Annotated in this window: 27 protein-coding genes; 20 read left to right on the plus strand and 7 right to left on the minus strand. The window is 58.6% G+C overall.

Going from position 1 to position 26,069, the window contains the following annotated elements:
• Window positions 1–84 precede the first annotated feature (84 nt).
• A complete protein-coding gene (locus tag CIK94_RS05560; protein ID WP_094421779.1) occupies window positions 85–321 on the minus strand; it encodes a hypothetical protein in 237 nt (78 codons plus the stop codon).
• Between the two features lie 49 nt (window positions 322–370).
• Between CIK94_RS05560 and CIK94_RS05565 the strand changes: the two genes are divergently transcribed.
• The 8 genes from CIK94_RS05565 to CIK94_RS14850 all read left to right on the plus strand — a co-directional run bounded on the left by CIK94_RS05565 (window position 371) and on the right by CIK94_RS14850 (window position 6,598).
• Entirely contained in the window at window positions 371–1,066 is a 696-nt protein-coding gene (locus CIK94_RS05565) for a DNA alkylation repair protein (protein WP_094421781.1), read from the plus strand.
• Window positions 1,053–1,499 (plus strand): GNAT family N-acetyltransferase, encoded by a 447-nt coding sequence (locus CIK94_RS05570; protein ID WP_094421783.1) that lies wholly within the window; start codon window positions 1,053–1,055, stop codon window positions 1,497–1,499. Before CIK94_RS05565 ends, CIK94_RS05570 begins: the two co-directional genes overlap by 14 nt.
• A gap of 138 nt (window positions 1,500–1,637) precedes the next feature.
• Entirely contained in the window at window positions 1,638–2,684 is a 1,047-nt protein-coding gene (locus tag CIK94_RS05575; RefSeq protein ID WP_254046144.1) for a carbohydrate porin, read from the plus strand.
• Between the two features lie 160 nt (window positions 2,685–2,844).
• A complete protein-coding gene (locus CIK94_RS05580; protein WP_094421785.1) occupies window positions 2,845–4,110 on the plus strand; it encodes a peptidase U32 family protein in 1,266 nt (421 codons plus the stop codon).
• Between the two features lie 3 nt (window positions 4,111–4,113).
• Window positions 4,114–4,536 (plus strand): SufE family protein, encoded by a 423-nt coding sequence (locus CIK94_RS05585; protein WP_022309881.1) that lies wholly within the window; start codon window positions 4,114–4,116, stop codon window positions 4,534–4,536.
• Window positions 4,533–5,825: a retropepsin-like aspartic protease gene (locus tag CIK94_RS05590; protein WP_094421787.1), complete on the plus strand. Its 1,293-nt coding sequence runs from the start codon at window positions 4,533–4,535 to the stop codon at window positions 5,823–5,825. The genes CIK94_RS05585 and CIK94_RS05590 overlap by 4 nt, the downstream gene beginning before the upstream one ends.
• 10 nt (window positions 5,826–5,835) lie before the next feature.
• Complete coding sequence (locus tag CIK94_RS05595) at window positions 5,836–6,375, plus strand: RNA methyltransferase (RefSeq protein ID WP_094421789.1); 540 nt, start codon at window positions 5,836–5,838, stop codon at window positions 6,373–6,375.
• A 97-nt stretch (window positions 6,376–6,472) separates the two neighbouring features.
• Window positions 6,473–6,598 carry a hypothetical protein gene (locus tag CIK94_RS14850; RefSeq protein WP_256388335.1) on the plus strand — a complete coding sequence of 42 codons (126 nt, stop codon included), beginning with the start codon at window positions 6,473–6,475 and terminating at the stop codon, window positions 6,596–6,598.
• Between the two features lie 807 nt (window positions 6,599–7,405).
• Here CIK94_RS14850 and CIK94_RS05605 read toward each other — a convergent pair.
• Both CIK94_RS05605 and CIK94_RS05610 read right to left on the minus strand, forming a co-directional pair.
• Window positions 7,406–8,011 carry a YiiX/YebB-like N1pC/P60 family cysteine hydrolase gene (locus CIK94_RS05605; protein ID WP_094421793.1) on the minus strand — a complete coding sequence of 202 codons (606 nt, stop codon included), beginning with the start codon at window positions 8,009–8,011 and terminating at the stop codon, window positions 7,406–7,408.
• Window positions 8,012–8,020: 9 nt separating this feature from the next.
• Window positions 8,021–8,440, minus strand: a complete 420-nt coding sequence (locus tag CIK94_RS05610; RefSeq protein ID WP_094421795.1) for a hypothetical protein — start codon at window positions 8,438–8,440, stop codon at window positions 8,021–8,023.
• Window positions 8,441–8,486: 46 nt separating this feature from the next.
• Here CIK94_RS05610 and CIK94_RS05615 point away from each other — a divergent pair, with 46 nt between their 5' ends.
• Entirely contained in the window at window positions 8,487–8,804 is a 318-nt protein-coding gene (locus CIK94_RS05615; RefSeq protein ID WP_094421797.1) for a hypothetical protein, read from the plus strand.
• On the opposite strand, the gene CIK94_RS05620 is transcribed toward CIK94_RS05615, so the two are convergent.
• Complete coding sequence (locus CIK94_RS05620; protein WP_094421799.1) at window positions 8,781–9,146, minus strand: hypothetical protein; 366 nt, start codon at window positions 9,144–9,146, stop codon at window positions 8,781–8,783. The genes CIK94_RS05615 and CIK94_RS05620 overlap by 24 nt on opposite strands.
• 191 nt (window positions 9,147–9,337) lie before the next feature.
• Complete coding sequence (locus CIK94_RS05625; protein ID WP_158214777.1) at window positions 9,338–10,375, minus strand: AraC family transcriptional regulator; 1,038 nt, start codon at window positions 10,373–10,375, stop codon at window positions 9,338–9,340.
• A 224-nt stretch (window positions 10,376–10,599) separates the two neighbouring features.
• Here CIK94_RS05625 and CIK94_RS05630 point away from each other — a divergent pair, with 224 nt between their 5' ends.
• The 7 genes from CIK94_RS05630 to CIK94_RS05660 all read left to right on the plus strand — a co-directional run bounded on the left by CIK94_RS05630 (window position 10,600) and on the right by CIK94_RS05660 (window position 20,466).
• On the plus strand, window positions 10,600–12,525 hold the full coding sequence (locus tag CIK94_RS05630; protein WP_094421801.1) for an AAA domain-containing protein: 1,926 nt from the start codon (window positions 10,600–10,602) through the stop codon (window positions 12,523–12,525).
• Window positions 12,522–12,923 carry a hypothetical protein gene (locus CIK94_RS05635; RefSeq protein WP_094421804.1) on the plus strand — a complete coding sequence of 134 codons (402 nt, stop codon included), beginning with the start codon at window positions 12,522–12,524 and terminating at the stop codon, window positions 12,921–12,923. The genes CIK94_RS05630 and CIK94_RS05635 overlap by 4 nt, the downstream gene beginning before the upstream one ends.
• Window positions 12,924–12,930: 7 nt before the next feature.
• Window positions 12,931–14,289 (plus strand): MATE family efflux transporter, encoded by a 1,359-nt coding sequence (locus CIK94_RS05640; RefSeq protein WP_094421807.1) that lies wholly within the window; start codon window positions 12,931–12,933, stop codon window positions 14,287–14,289.
• Window positions 14,290–14,434: 145 nt separating this feature from the next.
• Complete coding sequence (locus CIK94_RS05645; RefSeq protein ID WP_094421809.1) at window positions 14,435–15,187, plus strand: copper homeostasis protein CutC; 753 nt, start codon at window positions 14,435–14,437, stop codon at window positions 15,185–15,187.
• Window positions 15,188–15,197: 10 nt separating this feature from the next.
• Window positions 15,198–17,765, plus strand: a complete 2,568-nt coding sequence (locus CIK94_RS05650; RefSeq protein ID WP_094421811.1) for a transglutaminase family protein — start codon at window positions 15,198–15,200, stop codon at window positions 17,763–17,765.
• A gap of 30 nt (window positions 17,766–17,795) precedes the next feature.
• Window positions 17,796–19,079 (plus strand): serine dehydratase subunit alpha family protein, encoded by a 1,284-nt coding sequence (locus tag CIK94_RS05655; RefSeq protein ID WP_094421813.1) that lies wholly within the window; start codon window positions 17,796–17,798, stop codon window positions 19,077–19,079.
• A gap of 82 nt (window positions 19,080–19,161) precedes the next feature.
• A complete protein-coding gene (locus CIK94_RS05660; RefSeq protein WP_094421815.1) occupies window positions 19,162–20,466 on the plus strand; it encodes a sialidase family protein in 1,305 nt (434 codons plus the stop codon).
• Window positions 20,467–20,608: 142 nt separating this feature from the next.
• Here the strand turns inward: CIK94_RS05660 and CIK94_RS05665 are convergent, their stop codons facing one another.
• Window positions 20,609–21,583, minus strand: coding sequence for an alpha/beta hydrolase (locus CIK94_RS05665; RefSeq protein ID WP_094421817.1), 975 nt, complete (start codon window positions 21,581–21,583; stop codon window positions 20,609–20,611).
• A 405-nt stretch (window positions 21,584–21,988) separates the two neighbouring features.
• On the opposite strand from CIK94_RS05665, the gene CIK94_RS05670 reads away from it, so the two are divergent.
• Genes CIK94_RS05670 through CIK94_RS05685 form a run of 4 tightly spaced genes read left to right on the plus strand, consistent with a single transcriptional unit; the run spans window position 21,989 to window position 25,160 of the window.
• Window positions 21,989–22,594, plus strand: coding sequence for an FKBP-type peptidyl-prolyl cis-trans isomerase (locus tag CIK94_RS05670; RefSeq protein WP_022310490.1), 606 nt, complete (start codon window positions 21,989–21,991; stop codon window positions 22,592–22,594).
• A 37-nt stretch (window positions 22,595–22,631) separates the two neighbouring features.
• Entirely contained in the window at window positions 22,632–23,504 is an 873-nt protein-coding gene (locus CIK94_RS05675) for an FKBP-type peptidyl-prolyl cis-trans isomerase (RefSeq protein WP_022310489.1), read from the plus strand.
• Between the two features lie 11 nt (window positions 23,505–23,515).
• Complete coding sequence (locus tag CIK94_RS05680; RefSeq protein WP_094421820.1) at window positions 23,516–24,433, plus strand: FKBP-type peptidyl-prolyl cis-trans isomerase; 918 nt, start codon at window positions 23,516–23,518, stop codon at window positions 24,431–24,433.
• A 37-nt stretch (window positions 24,434–24,470) separates the two neighbouring features.
• A complete protein-coding gene (locus tag CIK94_RS05685; RefSeq protein ID WP_094421822.1) occupies window positions 24,471–25,160 on the plus strand; it encodes an NAD-dependent deacylase in 690 nt (229 codons plus the stop codon).
• Window positions 25,161–25,322: 162 nt separating this feature from the next.
• Here the strand turns inward: CIK94_RS05685 and CIK94_RS05690 are convergent, their stop codons facing one another.
• Window positions 25,323–26,069 (minus strand): RDD family protein, encoded by a 747-nt coding sequence (locus tag CIK94_RS05690; protein WP_158215064.1) that lies wholly within the window; start codon window positions 26,067–26,069, stop codon window positions 25,323–25,325.

Consider the following 26,069-nt stretch of genomic DNA (forward strand, 5'->3'; position numbering starts at 1 on the left):
GCCGGCGCCCGTGGCCGTCATCCTCGTTTCCAGGCGGTTGCCTCTTATCCTCTCCTCTGCTGCCGATATCCTGTCAGTCATCACCTATAGACTGGTTGCAAACTGTGAAATGTAAAAATCGGGCTCTGAAATCATGCTATCCAGCCACGCATCCACTATTTCCCACCACGCAATGACTGCCATGGTCGTCTCTCTGCATTTTGTGCCGGATACGCTGCCCATAGCCATAGTCGCCCTCTCCGCCAGCCTGCCCTCCGCCATCCCGTCTGTTCGTGCCGGCACAAAATATGTGGTGACGGTGTGCGTTTTTTCGGTCATCATTCTGCCCGAATTGATTTTTTGTTGTACATTTGTACACCAAACAGTGATTATGACGCCATTATATCCCCGCCTCCTTGCCCTGCGCGACCGGCAGTATGCCGAGTTTCAGGCGCGGCTGGTGCCCGGTGTTGCTCCCGACAGCATCATCGGCATACGGGTGCCCTTGCTGCGCGCCTTTGCCAAGGACTTTGCCCGCGAGGCCGACTGCAGCCGCTTCCTCAGCCTGCTGCCCCATCGCTATTACGACGAGAATATGCTGCATGCGCTGCTTCTGTCGCAGCTGAAGGACATGGACGAGTGTGTGGCGAGGGTCGAAGAGTTTCTGCCCTATGTAGACAACTGGGCGGTGTGCGACATCATGTCGCCTAAGGTCTTCGGCCGTCATCCCGCGAGGCTGATGGACAAGGCCGTGGAGTGGAGCCGCTCGCCACATGTCTACACCTGCCGCTTCGGGCTGGCGATGCTGATGAGCCACTTCCTCGACAGCCGTTTCAGCCCATCGGTGCTCGACACCGCCGCCGCCGTGGAGAGCGACGAGTATTACGTGAGGATGATGGTGGCATGGTTTTTTGCCACGGCGCTTGCCAAGCAGTGGGATGCCGCCATCCCCTATCTGCAGCAGCGCAGGCTCGGCGTCTGGGTACACAACAAGACCATCCAGAAAGCCTGTGAGAGCTACCGTATCACTGCCGGGCAGAAGGCTGTGCTCAGAACAATGAAAATCAAAGCCCATGACCACAAGTAGCGACATATCCCCCGTGGTGGGTAGGCTCGTCGAGCTTACTCCCGATGCCGAAGCCGACATCTCGCGGCTTCTGGCCCAACTCACCGATGAGGCTTCGGCCGACTCTGCCCGTATCTCCGAGATGCTTGCCTTGTCCCACTGCCATCTGCTGGTGGCTCGCGCCGGAGAGCGCATCGTGGGCATGGCGTCGGTGTGTATCTACACCATCCCCACGGGCCGCCGTGCGTGGATAGAGGATGTGGTGGTCGATGCCCGATGGCGTGGCCGCGGCATAGCCACACGCCTGGTGGAGAGTGCCATAGACCAGGCGCGGAGGGTGTCGCCCTGCACGGTGATGCTCACCTCGCGCCCCTCGCGCGTGGCTGCCAACAGGCTCTACCGCCACATGGGCTTCGGCAGCAAGGAGACCAATGTGTATAAGATAGAGGTGTAGGCTGTGGCCAGAGAGCCACAACAGCAGCACGGCGGGAGCAGAAAAGTGGGCCGAGGGTGCCGCATCATGCACCGCCGCCACGGCGATGACGGTCGCAGAGAGTCTCTGCCGGGCGTCGCCACAACCTAAGACATGACAATGATGAACAAGACTATCATGACCCTTATCCTTGCCGTCGCATACTGCGTCGGCGTGCAGCCCCAGAGCTTTGGCGGCTGTTTTACCACCGAGGGGCAGTACGCCGTGAGGGGCTCTGCCAACTGGGTCAACCTCCTCAGACTCGATTTCAGCATGCCGCTGGCCCACGGAGCCGGTTCGATCGAGGCTGCCACCATCCATGCGTTCAAGACCCATGACCCCATCGTCGGCGACTGGCAGACCTTCTCCAATATCGAGACCTCCAATCTCGCCGCAGCCATCGCCGTGCTGGGCTACAGGCACGCGTGGCGCAATGCGAGTCTCTTCGTCGGCGTGCGCAATGTCAACGAAGACTTCTTCACCTCTCCCCTTACATCGCTCTTCACCAACAGCTCGTGCGGCCTCTTCCCCACCATCGCGGCGAGCTATCCTATAGCCAACTATCCCTTCTCTGGCCTCACGCTGTATATGGATGTGGGCAGAGCGGGGTGGTTGTTTCGCAACAGCGTGTACAATGGCGTGGGCCACAATGGCTGGAACCGTCACGACAACCCTTTCCGCCTCAGTCCTGCCCACGATGGCGTCTTCAATATTTCCCAACTGGAGTATGCCTGGCGTGGCGGCCGCTATTATGTGGGCGCTGCCGTCCACACCCGCCGCTTTCCCGTCGACGACGAGGGAGCTATAGCCGATGCCGACGGTTCGCGCAGCGGGGTGAGCTGTGCCTGGTGGGCTTATGGCGAGCAGTCGCTGTGGCGTGAGGGCGGTGGCGATGTCTCCTGCATGGTCCAGCTCTCTGCCAACACCCGTAAGTCCAGCGGTTGCTACCGTTACGGCGAGGTGGGATGTGTCTACACCGACAGCAGCAGCGCCTGCGGACTTTCTGCGCAGTATGCCCGCTTCCATCAGGGTCGCGAGTATTCGGTCGAGGCCACTTGGCGCCGACACATTGACCATCACATCGATGTGCAGCCCTCCCTGCAGTATATCACCAATGATGAGGGCGACCACCTGGTGCTCTCCGCCCGCCTCTACATCAGGTTCTGATGTGGTGGGGGCGTATATAGTAAGTCCATCAGCCACTTTGGCTATCATAAACATGACGCAGGGATGTCCATCAGCCTCTTTGGCGGTTATATTGTGTCTCTTCATAAAAAATAAGTGAACTTATTTTGTTCTGCCCTCGACTTTCAGTAACTTTGCAACCATGAATGCAAAATTATCTGATTTTGAGATTATGGCACCTGTCGGCTCGCGTGAAAGTTTGGCCGCAGCCATACAAGCCGGAGCCAACTCGGTGTATTTCGGCATAGGACAGTTGAACATGCGGTCCCACTCTGCCAATCATTTCACTATAGATGACTTGCGCGACATCGCATCTACGTGCAACAGCCATGGCATCAAGACCTATCTTACCGTCAATACCATCATCTACGACGGCGATATAGACACGATGCACGAGATAGTCAACGCCGCCAAGGAAGCCCACATCTCGGCGGTGATAGCCTCAGATGTGGCGGTGATGACCTATTGCAACCGCATCGGCGTAGAGGTGCATCTCTCCACCCAGCTCAATATCTCCAACATCGAGGCGCTGCGTTTCTATGCCCAGTTTGCCGATGTCGTGGTGCTTGCCCGCGAACTCAATATGGACCAGGTGGCAGCCATCTATCGCCAGATAGAAGAGCAGCACATCTGCGGACCCAAGGGCGAGCTCATACGCATCGAGATGTTCTGCCACGGCGCCCTCTGCATGGCTGTCAGCGGCAAGTGCTACATGAGTCTGCACAACGCCAACCGCTCTGCCAACCGTGGCGAGTGTGTACAGATATGCCGCCGTTCGTATACAGTCACCGACAACGAGACCGGCAACCAGCTCGAGATAGACAACAAGTACATCATGAGCCCCAAGGACCTCAAGACCATACGCTTCATCGACCGCATGATGGAGAGCGGAGTGAGAGTGTTCAAGATTGAGGGCCGAGCCCGTGGCCCAGAGTATGTCTACACCGTGGTGAGCTGCTACCGCGAGGCCATCGGCAGCGTGATAGACGGCACCTTCACCGAGGAGCGCAAGGATGGCTGGGACGAGCGTCTCGCCACCGTCTTCAACCGTGGCTTCTGGGACGGATACTACCAGGGACAGACTCTGGGAGAGTGGAATAAGCACTACGGTTCGGCTGCTACCGAGAAGAAGGTGCTCGTGGGCAAGGTGATGAAGTATTTCTCCAAGCTCAGCGTGGCCGAAGTGGCTGTCGAGGCGACCACCTTCGATCGTGGCGACCGTCTGCTCATCACCGGTCCCACCACCGGTGTGCTGTATCTCGACGCTACAGAGATACGCTACGACCTCCACCCGGTAGATACTGCCCAGCAGGGATGGCGCGTGTCTATCCCCGTGAGCGGCAAGGTGCGCCCCAACGACAAGCTGTTCAAGCTCGTCACCGTAAACGAAATCAAGGAAATAAAATAAGACATGACCATCAACCAACAACAAGATGCCATCATCGACGAGTTTGTCGATATGGACGACTGGATGGACCGCTACCAGCTGCTCATCGATATGGGCAACGAGCTGGATGCGCTCGACGAACAGTATAAGACCCCCCAGAACCTGATAGACGGATGCCAGAGCCGTGTATGGGTGCAGTGCGACTACCGCGATGGCCGCCTCTATCTCTCTGCCGATAGCGACGCCCTTATCGTCAAGGGTATCATCGCTCTTCTGGTGCAGGTGCTCAGCGGCCATACCCCTCAGGAAATTCTGGATACCGACCTCTACTTTATAGACCGCATCGGCTTGCGCGAACACCTGTCGCCCACGCGCAGCAATGGTCTGCTGGCTATGGTCAAGCAGATTAAGGCTTACGCACTGGCCTACAAGACCAAGGAGGGATGATACACCGACTGGCAGCCATCATCGTCGGCATCGTGTGCAGCCTCGCGGCTTGGGCGCAGAGTGCCGATAGCCGCGCGGCCGACTGCTTAAGCGAGAGCCGGTGGTTCGACCTGCATGATGTCTATGCCGCCGACAGCGCGCAGATGTCGCCTTTCATCCGCCAGTTTGCCCGCACCATGGTCAGCCAGATGTTCAACCGTCCGCAGCAGGCCTGCGACGACATCCTCACCCTTGTGCGCGGCTATCAGCAGCAGCTGGGTGGCGCCAACGCCTGTTCGATGCTGCTCTTGCTCGCCGACAACTACAGCCGCATGGGCGACAATGCACGTGCGGCAGCCACCGTCAGGAGTCTGGCAGACCAGATGGAAGGCAAGGCCGACAGCGCCACCGTAGTCCAGATGCGCGGCAAGGAGCGGCTCTACTCTGCGCTCTCTGCGCTGCGTGTCAACGAGACCGACACCGCCAGCCACACGCTGCCCTTCACCTATACCGAGCTCGGCGACACCGCCCAGCAGCTCATGGTGGTCGGCGGCAGCGTCAACGGGCGCAAGGCGGGGCTGATATTCGATACCGGAGCAGCCTACAATGTCATCACCCCCGAGCTGGCGCGACGCTATCGGCTGCGCATCATCGACGCCGACATCCAGGTGAGCGGCACGCGACTCATGGGCGGCAAGATGGCTGTGGCCGACGTGCTCACCATCGGATCGCTCACCGTGCGCAATGTGGTCTTTGCCGTGCTCGACATGACTGCCGGCAACGAGCGCGCCCGCCGGGTGGCACAGCAGATTTCGCTCGTCATCGGCCAGCCGCTGCTGCAGCTCTTCGGCAGCTATACCATCGACTTCGCTTCTCGGCAGATACATCTCACGCATCAGAGCCATCGCTCTGGCGCAGCCCCCAACCTCTTCTTCAACAAGGTGCCTTATGTCGCCGTCACCCGCGACAGCCTGCGCATGGCTATGGCTTTAGACACCGGCGCCGCGACCAGTTCGCTCGACAACGCCTACTACAAGGCGTTCGCCGCCGACGTGGCGCGCGAGGGCAAGTGGGAGCTGGCGGCGACCATGGGCGTCGGGGGCATCAGCTACAACAGCGTCTTCCGCATGCCAGCCGTCGCCCTCAGCATCGGCGACACCCCCTTCACCCTTCACCGTGTGGCGGTGACGGCGCTCTCGCCCCACAACCGTCTTACCCAGGGCTACGGCCGTCTGGGCATCGACTTCATGCGCCAGTGGAGCAGCGTGACCGTCGACAATGTCAACATGACCATCCATTTACAGCACTAACAGCAAGACAATGAGAAAACTACGCACCATAGAGATGGACCGCCTCACGGTCCAGGAGTTCAAAGAGGCCGACAAACTGCCCGTTGTGGTGGTCCTCGACAATGTCCGCTCCCTTTACAATGTGGGTTCCGTCTTCCGCAGTTGCGATGCCTTCCGTGTCGAGGCAGTCTACCTCTGCGGCATCACCGCCTGTCCGCCCAACAACGAGATACACAAGACCGCACTGGGTGGCGAGGAGAGTGTAGACTGGCGCTACTTCAGCCGTACCGAAGACGCCGTGGCAGACCTTCATGCGCGCGGATATTATATATATAGTATAGAGCAGGTAGAGCACTCCACCAAGCTCCAACGGCTGGACCTCGCCGCCCACAGCCATCCCGGCTACGCCGTAGTCTTCGGCAACGAGGTGAAGGGAGTGCAGCAGCAGATAGTAGACATGAGCGACGGCTGTCTGGAGATACCCCAGCTGGGCACCAAGCACTCGCTCAACGTGAGCGTCACCGCCGGCATAGTGGTGTGGGAGTTCGCTCGCCAGCTAATCTTGGATTGAGCAAAGCTCGCCGGACTTCCCACGAAGTCCGGCGAGCTTTTTTTAGCCCCTTTCCCTGCTGTCGGCGACGGTGCAGGAGCGGGCGGTGGCGAGGGCGATGCTGTCCTCACTCCGTGTAGTGACATTGGCGGGTATGGTGGTGAGAGAGAGGGGCGGTATGGTCACTCCGTTTGCCCGTGCAGCCCAGGGCAGCCGCCCCGCAGCCACAGATGGCGGCTCGTGACGGAAGTCACGTGGCCACGTATCGTACGAAACGTGACCACGTGTAAAATGTCACGAGCTCACGTATAAAATGATACGAGCCCGCCAATGCCATCCCCGCGCCCGCCAATGTAAGCCCCGAGGCAGTATTAGCCAAGGGGCGGGAACTCATGTAAACGGTGAAAATCTTGTCATTCATTAAGAGGTGCGGGGAGAGGCGCATTGGAGTTTCCAGGGTATCATGGTAGGACGCGAGAATAATACAAAAAGTTTTGCTCCTTTTCAGGGCTTCGCCCTATGCGTCTGCGTGTGTTGGCAGATATTCCCGAGAGCCCGCTCTCGGATATCTGCCAACACCCACCGCCGCGCCTGCCCATTGGCAGGCTGAAAAGGAGCAAAATCAAAAAGCCGCCGTTGGCGGTAAAAAAAACCGGCTGTTCGCCGGAACAAAAAGAGTTGTTGTGGGAAGCCCCTCCCCAGCCCTCCCCAAGGGGCGGGAGTCCCTACTTGCTGTGTTTGAGGGCGTTTGAGTGGCGCTCCTTCCCCTTTGGGGAAGGCTGGGATGGGGCTCCAGTTGGCTGGTACGCACCCCCGGCAACTCTGACAGAGTTGCGATTACATAGCCCAGGGTAGCGGGCATGGCCCGCTACCCTGGGTAATGCCCCCACTAATATTGCTACTCTGTAAGAGTTGCGCTTAGCCGTAGGCGTTATACTCAGTTGGATAATTCCCCTACATATAGGTGGCGATGGGTTTGCGTTGGGGTAACGCCTTCGGCTAATCGCAACTCCTACAGAGTTGCTGCTGCTGATGTCCTCTCAAATGGGCCCTATCTCGAATTCCCTATCCGCAGCAGCAGGTCGTTGGGATAGATGTAGCTCTGCTGGCGGAGGCTTGAGAAGACGGGGCAGGAGTTGGCTTCGAAGACCGTTACGACCATCTCTGTGCAGTAGAGGGCGTCGGGGGTGGTGTGGTCGAAGTCGAAATCGAACTTCACGCCATGAGCCACGAGCGAGTCTACCGTCTGCCTGATGCCCTCTGCACTCACGGGGCATGGGGGCTTGACGGCGTAGATGCAGTAGGAACCATTGTTGCGCAGATACTCCTCGGGCGTCTCGACCACTATCTTCCCCGCTGCCGTCGAGGCATGGGCGAGCCTTACGCCACGGGCATCTCTGACGACTATCCCGCAATGTGAGGGAGTGGAGTCGGTAACCTCCCACGACGAAGTGCCCGAGAGCGCGCGTACGGCTACCGATTCCCACGAGTCGCCCACACTGAAAAAGATGTCGCCCGTATCAAACGAGGTCGTATCGGGCATCAGGTATGGCGGGCGGTTGACCAGGCACACGCCAACCCAGCCTGCGACGAGTAGTAAAAACAAGGCGCATCCCCATCCCATGAGACCGAGGAAGCGCCTGTCTGATAGTATCATTCCGCAAGGTTAGTTGTTTGTCAATTTCTCGATATTGCATACGGCTATGCCGATGACTCCTGCGAGCATGTAGAGCCAGCTGGCCCAGGCGAGCTTAAACCCCGAGGGCAGCACGTGGGCAAAGATGAGGCAGAGGACGATGGAGATGCCGAAGAAGAAGGATGCGGGTATGCGGCTCATCTTCGCCGTGAGCTTCAGGTTGGTCGACTCGTCGAGGACCACCAACATGGGCGCCAGGAGGATGAGGGCGGAGAGGAAGCGGGAGACCCCCAGTCCGTCGCCCTCGAAGAGTATCTTCAGTCCGCATACCTTGGTTTTGCCCGCCACATCTACTGCCGAGCAGAAGCCGAAGAGGATGAACATGATAATGGCGATGGCGATGATGAGGGATGCCTTGTATTGCTTGGTGAATTTGACCAGATTGTCCATAATATATATTATTAATGTGTAACACAGTGGCGGGAGGGCGGGGGCTATGCCCGCCGTTGACAACTCTTTTTTGGCGCATCACCTCGAGCTTGAAGGTCTTGGCATCGCGGCATCCTTTCTTGATGGCGGCACTGCCGAAGTGGATTTTGCTGAACTTGACGGGTGTGCCTGCCTTGACGAGCGAGCATCCGTCGGCCTTCTCGACCTCGATGCTGCCCACAGAGACCTTGTAGACCTGCTGCCCTTCGGCGTTGTAGCCTACGAGATATACCTGCTCGTTGCCGAGGACATACTTGAGGTCGGTCTTGATGTCAGAGGCAGCCACGGCTTCGCCGTTGACCTAGAACGTCGGCTCGAGGTCTGACTTGCTGAAGAAGTCGGTAAACTCGAGCGACAGCGGGGTGGTCACGTCGAACCCACATTCGTCCAGCTTGATGGGCTTGCCGTTGAGCGCCTTTGCGCTTTCCTCTATCTTGACCTTCCAGGTCTCCGTCATCTTCTCAGACTTCTCGATGAGGGCTTTCTTCTCGGCTTCGGTCTTGATGTCTTTGGCTTGTTCCCTCAGTTGCTCCTTCTCCTTTACAAACTGTTCGTACCTGTCGGGGAGCTCACCATACAGGCTGTTGTCTTCTGAGCCGCTTCCCGAACATGCAGACAGGAAGGGCATGCACATGGCGATGAGAGCCATAGTTTTAAGTTTCTTCATAGGTGTTGAGTCTGTTTAGTTATTTATGTGATGTGTAATGGTTGTCGTAAGCGGCGTAGTCTCTACGGTTGCAAAGATAAGCTATGGCGGAGCAAAGACAGTTAACAATCTCTCAATTTATCGTTCACAAAGGATAAACTGAGGTAACAATGCGTAAAAAAATAATTAACAATTTCACAAAGGGCTGATGCTCAGTTGCATCCGTCCTTGCGATATCGGGTGGGTGAAATGCCTTTGAGCTTGGAGAAAACTCGGATAAACGATTGTGAGCTGTTGAAGCCCGAGAGCTCGGCTATCTTCATGATGTTGGCATCGGAGCCGTCGAGCAGGGTACACGCGTACTCGATGCGGGCGCGGTTGACATAGTCATAGAAGCTGCACTCTTCCTCCTTGTTGAAGAACTCGCTGACATAGGTACGGTTGGTGCCTATGGCGGTGGCTATGTCTGACACCTTGAGATTGGGGTTGAGGAAAATCTGGTCCTTGTCGAAGAGCAGGCTGATGCGCCTGCCTATCTCGGACATCTCGGTCTCGGTGGCGTCGGCGGCGGGCGTGGGGTCGGTGTCCATACCGTCGTAGAGCTCGTCGAGCACCGACTCGTGCTTATACATATTATAAGCTATAAACATCCATAGCACCAGCGAAGAGCTCATATAGAGTATCTCAAACGAATAGCCCGCATGCAGACTGTCGGCTATCCAGAGCGCCAGCATGAGCACAAAGGAGAGGAAGATGGCGCGCAGCCAGTTGAGGTTGATGTTCTCGGTGTAGGAGAAGCGTCGCTTCAGCTCTCTATGGTATCTGGGGATGGCGAAAGCAGCCCAGATGGTATAGCAGAGACCATAGACAAGGGCCTCGAGTATCTCGGCATAGTAGTAGATGATGTCGCGGGTGATGAAGAACAGGACAAAAGGCACGATGAACAGCAGCTCGTGGATGATGATGGTGCGCCGGGTGAGGCTGGCGGGGCTGCACAGCTCGATGAGGGTGAAGGCATAGAGCGGGATGGCTATCACATCAGACGAGGTGATAATCATCCAGTCGGTCTCGTCGAGCTCGGCTATGGGCTTGATGAAGAGGAGGTCCTTGAGGCACTGCATGCCGATGACCAGCATCAAGACGGTGACCAGTCTTGACAACAACTCCTTGTCCTTGCGGTAGAAGAGCCACGCCATCATGAAGTAGAACATGACGCAGAGGCCGTAGATGAAATATATGGCGTATAGCATTAGGTCTATAATTAGTAGGTGATAATCTCTCTGCGCCTCGGACCGGGGCAAGTCTATGGGCGCTGACCGCAAAAATACAAATAAAAATCGAGCCGTCCATTCCTTTTGTCCGATTATTTGTCGGCGGCGGTGCATTTTCCTCTTCCGCCGCGACGGCGCGGGCGGTTACTTTTTCATTCGTTTGTTACTCTGTATAAGCAATTATTTGTAATTTTGCAGCGTATATGACGCAGATATTACCCATACAGGCTCTGGAGCAGCAACGCGTGCTGCTCAGGCTGGAATATGAAACGGAGAAAGAGGAATTTCGCCAGCAGACCGAGGAACGCGGTGTGGCGCGACTGGTGAAGCGTGGCGACGTGTGGCTGCCGCTGCGCGTCGGCAACACCTTTTACAATTCCCTCAACCAACTGGCTGTCGAGATCTTCCGCACCGACAACCAGGATATCGAGCACAACTTTGAGTATGGCCGCCCCGTCACCTTCTTCCGCATGGTGCCCGACGAGCATCATCCCCGTGAGCACTGTCTGCATTACTTTGACTTCACCGGCGTGGTGAGCTATGTCGACGGCGACCGCATGGTCGTCACCCTGCCCGACAACGGACGGGTGGGCGCCCTGTCGGCTTGCAGCGACAAGGTGGGTGTGCAGCTCTACTTCGACGAGACCAGCTACCGGCTTATGGCCGATGCCCTGGACCGCGTCGTCCATGCCCGCGGCAACCGTCTGGCCTATCTGCGCGACCTCTTCTACAGCCATGCCGCTCCGGCGCGCTTCACCTTCGACGACATCAAGCTGCCCTGGCTCAACGCCACCCAGCAGCACGCCGTCAACGAGGTGCTCAGGGCCAAGGACGTGATGGTGGTGCACGGCCCTCCCGGTACGGGCAAGACCACCACCCTGGTTGAGGCCATCTATGAAGTGCTGCGCCGCGAGAGTCAGGTGCTGGTGTGTGCGCAGAGCAATATGGCGGTCGACTGGATTTCCGAGAAGCTCGTGGACCGTGGCGTCAACGTGCTGCGCATAGGCAATCCCACCCGCGTCAACGACAAGATGCTCGCCTTCACCTATGAGCGCCGCTTCGAGTCGCACCCCGATTATCCGCAGCTTTGGGCTATACGCAAGGCCATCCGCGAACTGCGCCGGCAGCGCCGCCACACCGAGAGCTTCCATCAGAAGATGGACCGGCTGCGTGAGCGTGCCGTCGAGATAGAAATGCGCATCAACGGACAGCTCTTCGGCGAAGCCCGCGTGATAGCCTCTACCCTCACCGGTGCTGCCAACCGCATCCTGGAGGGTCAGAAGTTTGGCACCCTGTTCATCGACGAGGCTGCCCAAGCCCTCGAAGCCGCCTGCTGGATACCCGCCCGCCGTGTGCAGCGCATCGTCTTTGCCGGCGACCACTGCCAGCTGCCTCCCACGGTGAAGAGTCTGGCTGCCATGCAAGGCGGACTCGGTGTGACGCTCATGGAGCGCATCGTGGGCAATCATCCCGAGGCTGTCACCCTGCTGCAGACCCAGTATCGCATGAACGAGCAGATTATGCGCTTCTCCAGCGACTGGTTCTATAAGGGCCGCGTGGAGTCGGCGCCCGATGTGCGCTTCCGAGGCATCCTCGACTACGACAACCCCATCGAGTGGATTGTGCCCGACACCGCCATCGACGGCGAAGATGCCGACACTGCCTTCCGCGAGCAGTTTGTGGGTGACAACTTCGGTCGCATCAACAAGGGCGAGGCACGCTATACTCTCGACACGCTCCAGGCCTACTTTGACAAGATAGGGCGCCAGCGTGTGCTCGACGAGCGCATCGACGTAGGCATCATCTCGCCCTACCGCGCACAAGTCCAGTATCTGCGCCAGCTCATCCGTCGTCGCGAGTCGTTCAGACCCTTCCGCCACCTCATCAGTGTCAACACTGTCGATGGCTTCCAGGGTCAGGAGCGCGACATCATCCTCATCTCGCTCGTACGCTCCAACGACAGCGGTCAAATCGGCTTTCTGCGCGACCTGCGCCGCATGAATGTCGCCATCACCCGTGCCCGTATGAAGCTCATCATCCTGGGCAATGCCGACACCATGACCCGCCACCCCTTCTACCGTCGGCTCTGGGACTATATACAGACCATCAACCACGACAACCAATCATGATACAAAAGGACTATTATCTGCGAATGATAGAAGAATTTGGCCGCGCGTTGGCCAACTTCATGGAGCGGCGTCATGACGCTGCGCGCCGCGACCGTGAGATGGCCGACCTCTACCGTCAGTATGTCGGCGACTACACCCTGGTGCGCAACCTCTCGGTCGAGGAGACTATGGTCTACGCCCACGACCAGTGGGCTGATGACGAGCGTATCGGCAGACTTGGCATGCTTGCCGAGCTGCTTTATGCCGAGGCCACCTACTGTGCTGTCCCGATCAGTACGCTGCTCTACGACAAGGCCTACCAGCTCTATGACTATGTAGAGACTCATGGCGATACCTACTCGATAGACCGCCATAAAAAGATGGAGGCCATTCGCCGTATCTTAAAGGACAAAGGATAACAACAATATGGGTAATACCACCGACATGACCGTAGGGTCTCCTACGCAAGGCATACTCCGCTTTGCGTTACCACTTATTCTGGGATACATACTCCAGCAGATGTATCTCGTAATCGACGCTGCCATCGTGGGGCGGTGGGTCGGCGTGGAAGCGCTTGCCGCCATTGGCGCCAGCTCGTCCATCACCTTTCTTATCATGGGCTTCTGCAACGGCTCGTGCGCGGGATTTGCCATCCCCGTGGCGCAGACCTTCGGTGCGCACGACTACTCCAAGATGCGCGCCTATGTGGCCCACTCGCTGCGCATAGGAGCCGTCATCGGCGTGATACTCACCATGCTCACCGCGGTATTCTGCGCCCGCATCCTGCGGGTGGTCAACACCCCCGACGACATCTTCCATGATGCCTACATCTTCCTGCTGCTCACGTTTCTCACCATTCCCTTCACCATAGCCTACAATCTCCTCTCGGGATTTATCCGTGCCTTGGGCAACTCCCGTCAGCCCTTCTACTTCCTCATCGTCTCGTCGATGGTCAATATCGTGCTCGATGTGATACTTATCCTCGGTATGGGCATGGGCGTCGAGGGCGCCGGCATCGCTACGATGCTCTCCCAGGCGCTGGCTGCCGTGCTCTGCTGGGTTTACATCCACCGCACGCTGAAGATGCTTATCCCCCACGGCGACGAGTGGACCTATCACGACAGCATGACCGGACATCTGCTCAACAGCGGTATCCCCATGGGACTGCAGTTCTCCATCACCGGCATAGGCATCATCATGCTCCAGAGCGCCAACAACGCCCTGGGCACCACCTATGTGGCAGCCTTCACCGCGTCTATGCGCATCAAGTATCTCTTCACCTGTGTCTACGAGAACATCGGCGTGGCTATGGCTACCTATTGCGGCCAGAATGTGGGAGCCCGACAGATAGGGCGCATAGCCCGAGGCGTGCGCTCGGCCATGGCCATCATGGCGGTCTATACCGTCTTCACCCTGGCGGTCATCTATCCCTTTGCCGACCAGCTTATGATGCTCTTCGTAGACAGTGGGCAGAGCGAGATAGTGGCTCTGGCTGCCCAGTTTATGCGTATCAACAACTACTTCTTTGTCATCGTTGGACTGCTCTGCATCTTCCGCTACTCCATCCAGGGCATGGGCTTCAGCAATCTGAGCATGCTGAGCGGCGTGATGGAGATGATTGCGCGCAGCGGAGTGAGCCTGTGGCTTGTGCCAGTCTTCCACTTCACCGGAGTGTGCTTCGGCGACCCCACCGCATGGCTCGCCGCCGTGCTCTTCCTTATCCCCGCCTACCTGTGGGTCTACCGCCGACTCAGCCGCACCACTCCGCGCCCCGTCGCCATGTAGCCCATGGGGCGGGGGAGTGCACTGGCGACTCTGCAGCGGGTCCATGAGACGGATATTCAGCCCGCCGTACTTACTTTTTTGGTGATAAGTTTGGTCATAATCACCATTATTACTATCTTTACAACCTCGAAAACTTAAACAGTCTATGTTACGAAAAGATTATACCTTTGAAGTGTGTGCCAACTCAGTCGAGAGTTGTCTCGCAGCCCAACGTGGAGGCGCCGACCGTGTAGAACTCTGCGCCGCCATACCCGAGGGAGGCACTACTCCCTCTTTCGGAGCGATTGCGTACGCCCGCCACAATCTGGATATCAAGCTCAATGTCATCGTGCGTCCTCGTGGCGGCGATTTCCTGTATTCGCCGATTGAGGCAGCCACGCTCCTTGCCGACATCGATACCCTGCGACCGCTCCAGGTCGACGGCATCGTGACGGGAGCCCTCACCGCCGACGGCGATATCGACCTGCGGCTGATGGAGGCGGTCATGGATGCAGCCGAGGGCATCCCTGTCACCTTCCACCGTGCCTTTGACCGATGCCGGAGACCGCAGGAAGCGCTCGAGCAGCTCATCTCCCTGGGCGTGAAGCGCGTGCTCACGTCGGGCCAGCAGCCCACGGCGCTCGAGGGAGCCACCCTGCTGCGACAGCTGGTAGATCAGGCTGCCGGACGCATCATCATCATGCCCGGCTGCGGCGTCTGCGAGACCAATATTGCCCGCATAGCCCAGCTCACGGGTGCCCGGGAGTTCCATTTCTCTGCCCGCGAAGCCGTCAAGAGTGCCATGCGTACCCGCAACAGCGAGGTCAAGATGGGCAGCGATGATATAGACGAATATACAAGGATGGTTACCACCTCGCGACGCGTGGCCGACACCATCTCAGCCCTCTGTGGCCAATAAGACAGTGACTATGACAAGATTACTCATTACCCTGCTCCTGCTCTGCACGATGGGAGCCAAGGCGCAGACCTCACAGAATCTCGCCGACTTCAATGCCCGCAAGGCGGTGCTTACCCATGGACATCTTTTCGACATCTTCAGCCGGCCTATGACCGACGGTGAGCGCGACGCCATGCGTTTCCTCTACGCCTACATGCCCGTCAACGACATAGCCGACTACGACGGCGACTTCTTCCTCAACCAGGTGCGCGCCACGCTCAATGTGCGCATCCAAGTGGGTTGGCAGGTGCCCGACGAGGTCTTCCGCCACTTTGTCCTGCCTATCCGTGTGAACAACGAGAACCTCGATACCGCCCGTCTTGTGTTCCAGCGCGAACTTCTTCCACGCGTTCGAGGCCGCCGGCTCTACGATGCTGTGCTCGAAGTCAACCACTGGTGCCATGAGAAGGCCAACTATCAGCCGTCCGATGCACGTACGTCGTCGCCACTTGCCACGGTGCGCACCGCCTGGGGCCGTTGCGGCGAAGAGTCCACGCTCCTGGTGGCAGCCCTGCGCTCGGTGGGCATCCCCGCGCGCCAGGTCTATACTCCGCGATGGGCACATACCGACGACAATCATGCCTGGGTCGAAGCCTGGGTCGACGGACGCTGGTATTTCCTTGGTGCCTGCGAGCCCGAACCGGTACTCAACCTGGGCTGGTTCAATGCCCCAGCCAGCCGCGGCATGCTGATGCACACCAAGGTGTTTGGCCGCTACAACGGGCCCGAGGAGGTGATGCGCCGCACAGCCAACTACACCGAAATCAACGTGATAAGCAACTACGCCCCAGCCGCCCCGCTCACCGTCAGGGTCACCGACGCCAAGGGCCGCACTGTCCAGGGCGCGCGCGTGGAATACCGCATATATAATTATGGTGAGTTCTTCCCCGTCTCCATCCAGACCACCGACGCCAAAGGTCAGGTGTCGCTCTCGGCAGGCTACGGCGATATGCTCGTCATAGCCACCCACGGCTCGGCCTATGGCTACAGCCGCGTGAGCTTTGGCCGCGAGCCGATGGTCACCGTTGCCCTCAGCCATAAGATTGGCGAGCGCCACAGCGCCGACATCGACATCACTCCCCCCAAGGAGAATGCGCAGATACCCACCGTCACCCCAGCCCAGCGAGCCGACAACGACCGCCGCTTTGCCATCGAAGACTCCATCCGCGCCGCCTACCGCGCCACCTTCATGCAGGGTGTGGGCGACCAAGCCACCCGCTGGGGCGACCGGGCCCGCTCCTTCATGGTCAAGGCCGAAGGCAACTGGCGCACCATCCACTCCTTCCTTGCTGCTGCCGACGAGAGCGGCCAGATGGCGCGTGCCCTCGACCTGCTCTCTACCCTCACCGACAAGGACTTGCGCGATATCAACCCCGAGGTGCTCACCGACGCGCTCTCCCTTACTCCTGCCGACGCCTCGGTAGCCCATGTGCTGGCGCCGCGCGTGTCGCAAGAGTGGCTCACCCCCTACCGCAGCGTGCTTGCCCGTGCCCTGCGCCCCGTCTTGGGCTCGCGCTGGGGCGATGTCGACGCCACGATAGCCTTCTGCCGCGACAGCATCAGCCTATGCGACACCCTCGCCACCTCGGGCACCTTCACCACCCCCGTAGGTGTGCTGCGCTCGCGTCTTGCCGACCTGCGCTCGCTCAAGGTATTCTTCACCGCCCTCTGCCGTACCCAGGGCATCGAGGCTTGGGTCGACGGCGTCACCGGCAATGTCTACTACCGTCGGGGCGATGCCACGATGTCGGTCAACTTCGACTCTGCTGCCCCCGCCGTCACCGCCACCACGCCCCTTACCCTCTCCTTTACTCCACAGCGTCATCTCGACGACCCCGAATACTATACCCATTTCACGCTGAGCCGTTACCAGAGCGACGGCACCTTCGGTCTGCTCAACTATGATGAAGGTGCGCGCTGGTCTAAGCTCTTTGCCCAGGGCTGCCAGGTAGAGCCAGGCTACTATCTGCTCACCACCGGTACCCGACTTGCCAACGGCAGCGTCAAGGCCCATATCGACTTCTTCCCCGTAGCCCACAAGCCCGTGAGCCAGGCTCTCACCGTGAGAGAGGCCACCAACGAGGTGAGCGTCATAGGTTCGGTCAACTCCGAGGGACGCTTCCGCCTGGCTGCCACAGGTGCCGAGACGAGCATACTCCTTACCGCCGGACGCGGCTACTTTGTAGTGGGCGTGCTCGGAGTGGGTCAGGAGCCCACCAATCATGCCCTCCGCGACATCGCCCAGCGACATAGCGAGTTCGAGGCATGGGGCCGCACCATCGTGCTGCTCTTCGCCAGCGATGCCGAGTACCAGAAGTACCTCAAGTCGCCCATCCCCGGACTGCCCTCGACGGTGGTCATGGGCGTAGACACCGACGGCCAGATAGCCGCCGACCTGCGCCAGCGCATGCGGCTTGCCGACACAGCGCCGCTGCCCCTCTTTGTCATCGGCGACACCTTCAACCGCGTGGTCTTCGAGAGCCATGGCTACACCATCGGCATGGGCGACCAGCTGCTCAAGACCATCCGCGGACTGTAATCCAACTATACGACAACAAATACAAACATTATGATAGACAATAGTGTAAGAGAGAAGATACTGGCACTCATGGCGCGCGAAGTGGTGCCGGCAGTGGGCTGCACCGAGCCCATGGCAGTAGCCCTGTGTGTGGCTCGTGCCACAGAGATACTGGGCCGCGAACCCGAGCGCATCACGCTCTTTCTGAGTGCCAACATCCTGAAAAACGCCATGGGCGTAGGTATTCCCGGAACGGGCATGATAGGTCTGCCCATAGCCGTGGCGCTGGGTGCCCTTATCGGCAAGTCTGAGTATCAGCTCGAGGTGCTCAAGGACCTCACCCCCGCCACCCTGGAGCGGGGCAAGCAGTATCTCGCCGGCGACCACATCAACATACAGCTCAAGCAGGGCGAGTGCGACAAGCTCTATATCGAATCCATCTGCGAGACGACGGGCAACCACGCCACAGCCATCATCGAGGGAGGCCATACCGCCATCGTCTTCGAGGAGCGCAACGGCGAGGTCATCACCGACCGCCGCACCAGGCGTGGCGACGAGGCCGAAGACGAGGCTGTCAAGCTCAATATGAAGCTCGTCTACGAGTTTGCCCTTACCGCCCCCATCGACGAGTTGCAGTTTATCCTCAAGACCCGCGACCTCAACATGCGTGCAGCCGAAGAGTCCATCAAGGGCAACTACGGCCACTGTCTGGGCAAGACCATGGACCGTCCTCTGAGCCATGGTATCTTTGGCAACACCATGTTCTCGCACATCATATCCAAGACTGCGCTGGCGTGCGATGCACGTATGGGAGGCGCCATGATACCCGTGATGAGCAACAGCGGTTCGGGCAACCAGGGCATCTGTGCCACCAACCCCGTGGTAGTCTTTGCCCAGGAAAACGAGAATACCGAGGAAGAGCTTATCCGTGCCCTCACGCTCAGCCACCTCACGGCTATCTACATCAAGCAGAGCCTGGGCAGACTCAGCGCCCTCTGCGGATGCGTGGTGGCGAGCATCGGCTCCAGCTGTGGCATCACCTACCTCATGGGAGGCAGCTACGACGACCTCTGCCATGCCGTCAAAAACATGATAGCCAACCTTACGGGCATGATATGCGACGGCGCCAAGCCCAGTTGCTCACTCAAGATATGTTCGGGCGTATCGACAGCCCTGCTCTCAGCCCTGCTGGCGCGCGAGGGCAAGTTTGTGACCAGCGCCGAGGGCATCATCGACTCCGACGTAGACCGCTCCATACGCAACCTTACCAGCATAGGCAAGGAGGCGATGTGTGCCACCGACGACATGGTGCTCCGCATCATGACCGGCAAGTAGCCTCTCCCCCTCGGGGGGCGGCACCGCAGCCGCCCCCGATATCCGAACATCTATTATTGCTAATCTCTAAACCAAACCCTCTATGAAGAAGATACTCTCTGCCCTCACCATGCTGCTACAGGCACTCACTGCCCATGCCGACGGCACCATACTGTTCAGTACAGCCCAGGGTGGCATCGATGTTGCGCCTTACCGCATCCCGGGCATTACCTGTGGCTATGGCGGACGCCTCATTGCGAGCGTGGGCCGTCTGGTCTGCGGCACCGACCCAGGCTTCGGACGCGTCGATTGTGTGGTCAAGATAAGCACCGACAATGGCGCCACATGGAGCGAGCGTGAGATAGAAGCGGCGGAGGGCGATGCCTCGCTCATCAACAATGTCAAGACGCCTATGGGGGCTGCCTATGGCGACCCTGCCATCGTGATGGACCGCGAGAGCCATGAGGTGCTCATGATGGCTGTGGCGGGCTGCACCGTCTATGGCTACGCCAGCACCAACCGTCATAACCCCAACCTCATTGCAGCCATACGCAGCATGGATGGAGGTCTGACCTGGCAGCAGCCGATAGAGCAGACCGAGGCGATATATGGCCTGTTTGACCAGACCCACCCCATAGATGCAGCCTTCGTGGGTGGAGGCAAGATATTCCAGAGCCGGGTGGTCAAGGTGGGCCGCTACTACCGCATCTACGCAGCCCTCACCGCCCGCCCCAAGGGCAACCGCGTCATCTACTCCGATGACTTCGGACGCACATGGGCTGCCCTCGGCGGACCCTCGGCGCTGCCCGTGCCCGACGGCGACGAGGCCAAGTGTGAGGAACTGCCCGACGGGCGCGTCGTCATCACCAGCCGCACGGCGGGAGGCCGGTGGTTCAACCTCTTCACCTACGACGATGTCAAGACAGGCAGCGGCAGATGGGACGAGCAGACCAAGGCCACGATGAGCGGCATGGCGCTCACGCCCAGCACCAACCCCACCAATGGCGAGATGCTCATCGTGCCGGCAGTGCGCACCAGCGACGGCAAGCCCGTGCACGTGATGCTGCAGTCGGTGCCCACGGGCACGGGCCGCAACAACGTGAGCATATTCTACAAGGAACTTGCCGATGCCTCTGATATGCGCGACGTGCGCGCACTGGCCGAGGGCTGGGACGGCTATTATCAGGTCAGCCCCACTGTGTCGATGTACAGCAGCATGGACCTCCAGGCCGACCACCGCATAGCCTTCTTCTACGAAGAGGCACTCACGCGGTGGGGCTCCAAGCCCAATCCCGTCAGCACCAGTTTCCCCAAAGGTGAGGGCGAGCACAACTACGACGGCTGCGAGAATGTCTACAAGTCGCTGGCGCTCGAGACCATCACCGCCGGGAAGTACCGCGTGAGATAACCCATCGTCGGGCGTAGCCCGGCAGCCCCATACGCAGAAACAGGAACTCGTTGCATGTCCTCTGGAGGATGTGCAACGAGTTCCTGTTTCTGTATCTGCCCCATTCGGGGCTGTCTCTGCCGTCGGGCTGTAGCGCCGCCGGTCAGCGTATGTACTGGTCTACGAAGAGTCTTACCCTCCTGGCATACTCCTGAGGATGGTCGCGGAAACTCATGGCGTGTATAGAGCCCCGCGCTATCCACATCTGCTTGGGCTCGGGCTTGGCGTCGTAGAGCCGCTGCATCATGGCAAAGGGCACATAGGTGTCGCGGTCGCCGTGGATGAAGAGCATGGGCTTGTGGCAGCGCGCCACCTGGCGCAGCGGAGATGCCTCGCCAAACGACCAGCCGTAGCGCAGCTTGCACTGCAGACTGGTGGTGTAGAGCAGCGGGAAGGCAGGCAGGTGGAACTGGCTGGCGAGCTCGTGCTCGAACTCGTCCCACACACTGGTATAACCACAGTCTTCGACGAAGCACTTGACATAGTCGGGCAGACGCTCGCCAGAGACACACATCACCGTGGCGGCGCCCATCGAGATGCCGTGGAGCACCATCGCCGTGCCCTCGGTGCCGCCCCAGAGGCTGTCGGCCACCGCCATCCAGCGCATCACGTCGAGCCGGTCTTTCCATCCCATCTGCACGCCTTCGCCCTCGCTCTTGCCGTGGGCATGGAGGTCGGGCAGCAGTATGTTGTAGCCCATGTGGTGGTATATCGACGCCACGTGCATCATGCCCATGCCGTTGTCGCGATAGCCGTGAACGAGTACCGCCACCCTGCGGCTGGGCTCGCTGGCGTTGATGTAGGTGGCATGGTGGCGCTCGCCCGTGGGCATCAGCACCACGGTGTCGTGCAGCGCATGGCAGTGTTTCAGACTGTCAGCCCAGGGCCGCAACTGCGGGCTCTCGCTGATGATATTGTCCAGTCGCCAGGGCAGATTGTGACCGTGGCGCATCTTGGGGAAGAGCGAGTAGTCGATCATATAGGCGCCGGCAAGCGCCAGCACCACCACGATGACTACGGTGGCTATGCCTGTGCCCCATCCCCATCGGCGCAGACGCCGTGCAAGTAGGTTGTCCATAGAATACAAGTATATATACGACTGCAAATTTACTAAAACATCCTCACAATGACCGCATCTGCCGCCCAAAAAGTTTGCCGATGGCACCGTCGTGGCCATCATTGGCGGCTCGTAACCTAAGTCACGAGCCCGCGTATCGGAAGTCACGAGCCCTCGTATCATAAGTCACGTGTCCACGTATCGTATGTTACGAGCCCGCCCACGCCATCGCCACAGCTCTATGCGTGGCAATGGCCCTGCCGGATGGCATCATTTTCGACCCCACGGCACCACCGCCCACGGTGGTCGTGCCTTCGGGCCTTATATATAATAAGGTATTGTAAACAAAAAATAACGACAATTCGGCTGACACTAAACATTTTTTTGTTAACTTTGCACGAGATTATACTAAAGACTATACAATAAATGGATAAAGTAAGTTATGCTTTAGGTCTCGGCATAGGCCGCCAGCTCACCGACATGGGAGCCAAAGACCTGAATATCGATGATTTTGCACAGGCCATCAAGGATGTGCTTGCAGGTGGTGAGGTGAAACTCTCTGACGCGGAGGCGCAGACCATCGTGCGCAATTTCTTTGACGAGCAGGAGAAGAAGCAGCGTGCCGCTGCTGCCGAGCGCTTCAAGGAGAACAAGACCAAGGGTGAAGCCTATCTCAAGGCCAATGCTGCCAAGGAGGGTGTGGTCACTCTGCCTTCGGGTCTGCAGTACCAGGTGCTCAAAGAGGGTAACGGCCGTCAGCCCAAGGCTACCGACCAGGTGCGCTGCCACTATGAGGGTATGCTCATCGACGGTACCATGTTCGACAGTTCTGTACAGCGCGGCGAGCCTGCCGTATTCGGTCTCAACCAGGTTATCGCAGGCTGGACCGAGGGTGTGCAGCTCATGAAGGAAGGCGCCAAGTATCGCTTCTTCATCCCCTACAATCTGGGTTATGGCGAGCGCGGTGCCGGCCAGTCCATCCCTCCCTTCTCGGCACTCGTATTCGATGTAGAGCTCATCGACGTGCTCTAATCTTAAAAGAACAATCAAAATCAAATCTCTTATAAGAATGAAAAAGTTTTCAATTGTAGCCGTTCTGGCTATCATGGCCGTTGCCTTTACTGGTTGCGGCAACTCTGCTCCAAAAGCAAACCTGAAGAACGATGTGGACACCCTGACCTATGCCATGGGTATGCTCCAGTCTCAGGGTCTGAAGGACTATCTCGTAGGCCGTATGGGTATGGACACAACCTATATGGACGAGTTTTTCCGTGGTCTTAACGATGGTGCCAACGCTGGCGACGACAAGGCCAAGGCTGCCTACTATGCCGGTATCCAAATCGGTCAGCAGGTTGCCAACAACATGATTAAGGGCATCAACCACGAAGTGTATGGCGAAGACTCTACCAAGAGCATCTCTCTGAAGAACTTCCTCGCCGGTTTCATCGCTTCTACCGCCGGTCAGAAGACCCTCTTCACCGACATGGAGGCTCAGGTAAAGGTTCAGACCCTGATGCCCATCGTTCGCAGCAAGCGCCTGATGAAGGAGTATGCTCCCAACAAGGAGGCTGGCGAAAAGTTTATGGCTGAGAACAAGAAGAAGGCTGGCGTGGTATGTCTGCCTTCAGGCGTACAGTACAAGGTCATCAAGGAAGGTAACGGCCCTCTGCCCAAGGACACCAGCATGGTCAACGTGCAGTATGAGGGCAAGACCATCGACGGCAAGGTATTCGACTCTTCTTATCAGCGCAAGCAGCCTGCCAAGTTCCGTGCCAACCAGGTTATCAAGGGTTGGACCGAGGCTCTCACCCACATGCCTGTAGGTTCGGTATGGGAGGTTTACATTCCCCAGAACCTCGCTTACGCCGACCAGGAGTCTGGCCCCATCAAGCCCTTCTCTGCCCTGATTTTCAAGATTGAGTTGCTGAGCATTGAGAAGTAATCACGACACTCATGAAAAGACTTATATTGTTAGCACTCGTCGTCATGGCGGGTGCTACTTTTAATTTAGCCCTGGCCGACAAGAAGAAAAAGAAGGAGGCCAAGCCCGCCGCCGTGGCTGTGGTGCGTACCCTCAACACCGGCGCCGACTCGCTGAGCTATGCCGCCGGACGCTATGTGACCCAGGGGCTGGAGAGATATCTGCAGCAGGAGTATCAGGTAGACACCGCCTATATGCACGACGTGCTCACAGGTTTCGACTATGCCGCCTCGCGACAGAGCGACCCGCAGTATCGTGCCTACAACGCCGGCTGCCAGCTGGCGCGTATGCTCTTTGCCCGCATCGTACCCACCCTGCAGGACGAGTTTGCCGCCTCTAAGGACAGCATCAACCTCGACCTGCTCGCAGCCGGTTTCCGCGACGCCCTCGCCGGCGACACCACGCTGATGGCTGGTCATGCCGCCTTCAACTACTTTGAAGCGCGCGTGCGCGCCGACCGCGAGGCTGCCGAGGCGCAGTACAAGACTGCCAACGAGAAGTGGCTCGCCGACAACAAGACCCGCGAAGGCGTGAAGACCACCGCCTCGGGTCTGCAGTACAAGGTCGTGAAGCAGGGCACAGGTGCCATTCCCACCAAGGACGACAAGGTAGAGGTGAAGTATGAAGGCAAGCTCATCGACGGCACCGTCTTTGACAGCAGCTACAAGCGCAATCCGTCGACCGTCGAACTGGGTGTGAACCAGGTCATCAAGGGATGGACCGAGGCGCTGTGCATGATGCCTGTAGGCAGCGAGTGGGAACTCTACATCCCCGCCGGACTGGCTTACGGTGCCCATGCCAACGGCCCCATCAAGGGCAACTCGACCCTGATATTCAGCCTCCAGCTGGTGGGTATCAAGGACAAGGCCAAGGATAAAGACAACAAATAAGTCGCGGCGCTCTGCCGTGACGCAGACCTATAGAGCAATGAAGAAGATAGTGTTTCTTACCGGTGCCGGCATGTCGGTGGAGAGCGGTTTCAAGACCTTTCGCGGCAACGATGGTCTCTGGGAGAATTACCCAGTAGAGCAGGTGGCGTCGCACGAAGGATGGGAAGCCGCCCCTACGCTCGTCACCAATTTCTATAATATGCTCAGACAGAAACTCTATTCGGCGCAGCCCAATGAGGGCCACCGCATCATCAGCAGTCTGGAGCACGATTACGACGTCACGGTGGTTACCCAGAACGTCGACGACCTGCACGAGCGTGCGGGCTCGAGCCATGTCATCCATCTCCACGGCGAACTGGCTAAGGTATGCTCGAGCCGCGACCCTTACAACGAGGCTTACATAGAGACCCTCGATGCCGACCATGCTGTGGTGAAGCCCGGCACACTCGCCGGCGACGGCAGTCTGCTGCGTCCCTTCATCGTGTTCTTCGGTGAGAGCGTGCCTATGATTGAGCCGGCTGCCGAGGCGATGAGTCAGGCAGACATTGTGGTGGTCATCGGCACCTCGCTCAATGTCTATCCTGCCGCCGGACTGCTCTACTATGCGCCTGCCCATGCTCCTATCTATCTGATAGACCCCAACGGGGTGAACACAGACATGAGCCGCGTGACCCATCTGCCCTACGGGGCGTCTGAGGGCATGCGTCGGCTCAAGGAACTGCTGTAGGCACCGTCTGCCATAAACGATAACGAGAGTATCCATATCTGCTGCACTCGAGCGGATATGGATACTCTCGTTTTCTATAGATGCCCCGAGGGCCATGACGGTGGCGCGGGGCTACACCTTATTATATATATATAGGGGCATGACGCCCTCTGCCGCGCCAGCCTAAATCACCTGGAGGGCGAAGTGCTGATAGTCGTGGGCGACGGTGCGCAGCAGGTCGGTGGCGTCCATCCCGGGCTCGCGCTTGATGTCGAGCATGCGCTCTATCTTGGTTGCGAGCTGCTCTACCTGCTCGTCGCTGTAGACCACCTGGTCGTTGAGTATGTGGTTGACCACGTCTATCTGCCCCAAGGACAACTGCTGCACCTCGGGGTAAAGGGGCTTGTAGTCGGAGCGGGCATAGGAGAACTCGGAGAGCGTGAAGTGCATCTGGTCGGTACGCGGGGTGCGTATCACCATGGTTCCCGCCGCCAGGTCGCCAAACCGCTGGTTGCGGCGGGTGCAGATGATGGCGATGATGCCTATGTTCATGAGGTAGACGTCTATGAGCAGAAACAGCCAGCGCAGCAGGATGGCTCCCAAGGTGGGCGCCGAGCCGTCGACCATCACCACCCGCGTCTTCATGATCATCTTGCCTAAGGTGCGGCCGTCCAGAAAGAACTCGCAGATGACCGAATAGAAGAGGATGGGCGATAGGAGCAGCAGGATGTATAACACTCTGAACAGAGAGTCGCCGAGGCCAAGCGGGTCAAGCAACCAATTGTACTTGTCGAAGGCGGTCCAGAGCGCAAAGAAATACACGCCGATGACGATGTAGTCTATGATGCGCGCCACCAGCCTTTCGGCGACACCGGCGGGAGTCTGCGTGAGGCTCACGAACTGAGAGGTAATGATATCCGAGGTCTTCAT

Origin of the sequence: Prevotella sp. P4-51 (assembly GCF_002251455.1) — a bacterium.
Taxonomy (GTDB): Bacteria; Bacteroidota; Bacteroidia; order Bacteroidales; family Bacteroidaceae; genus Prevotella.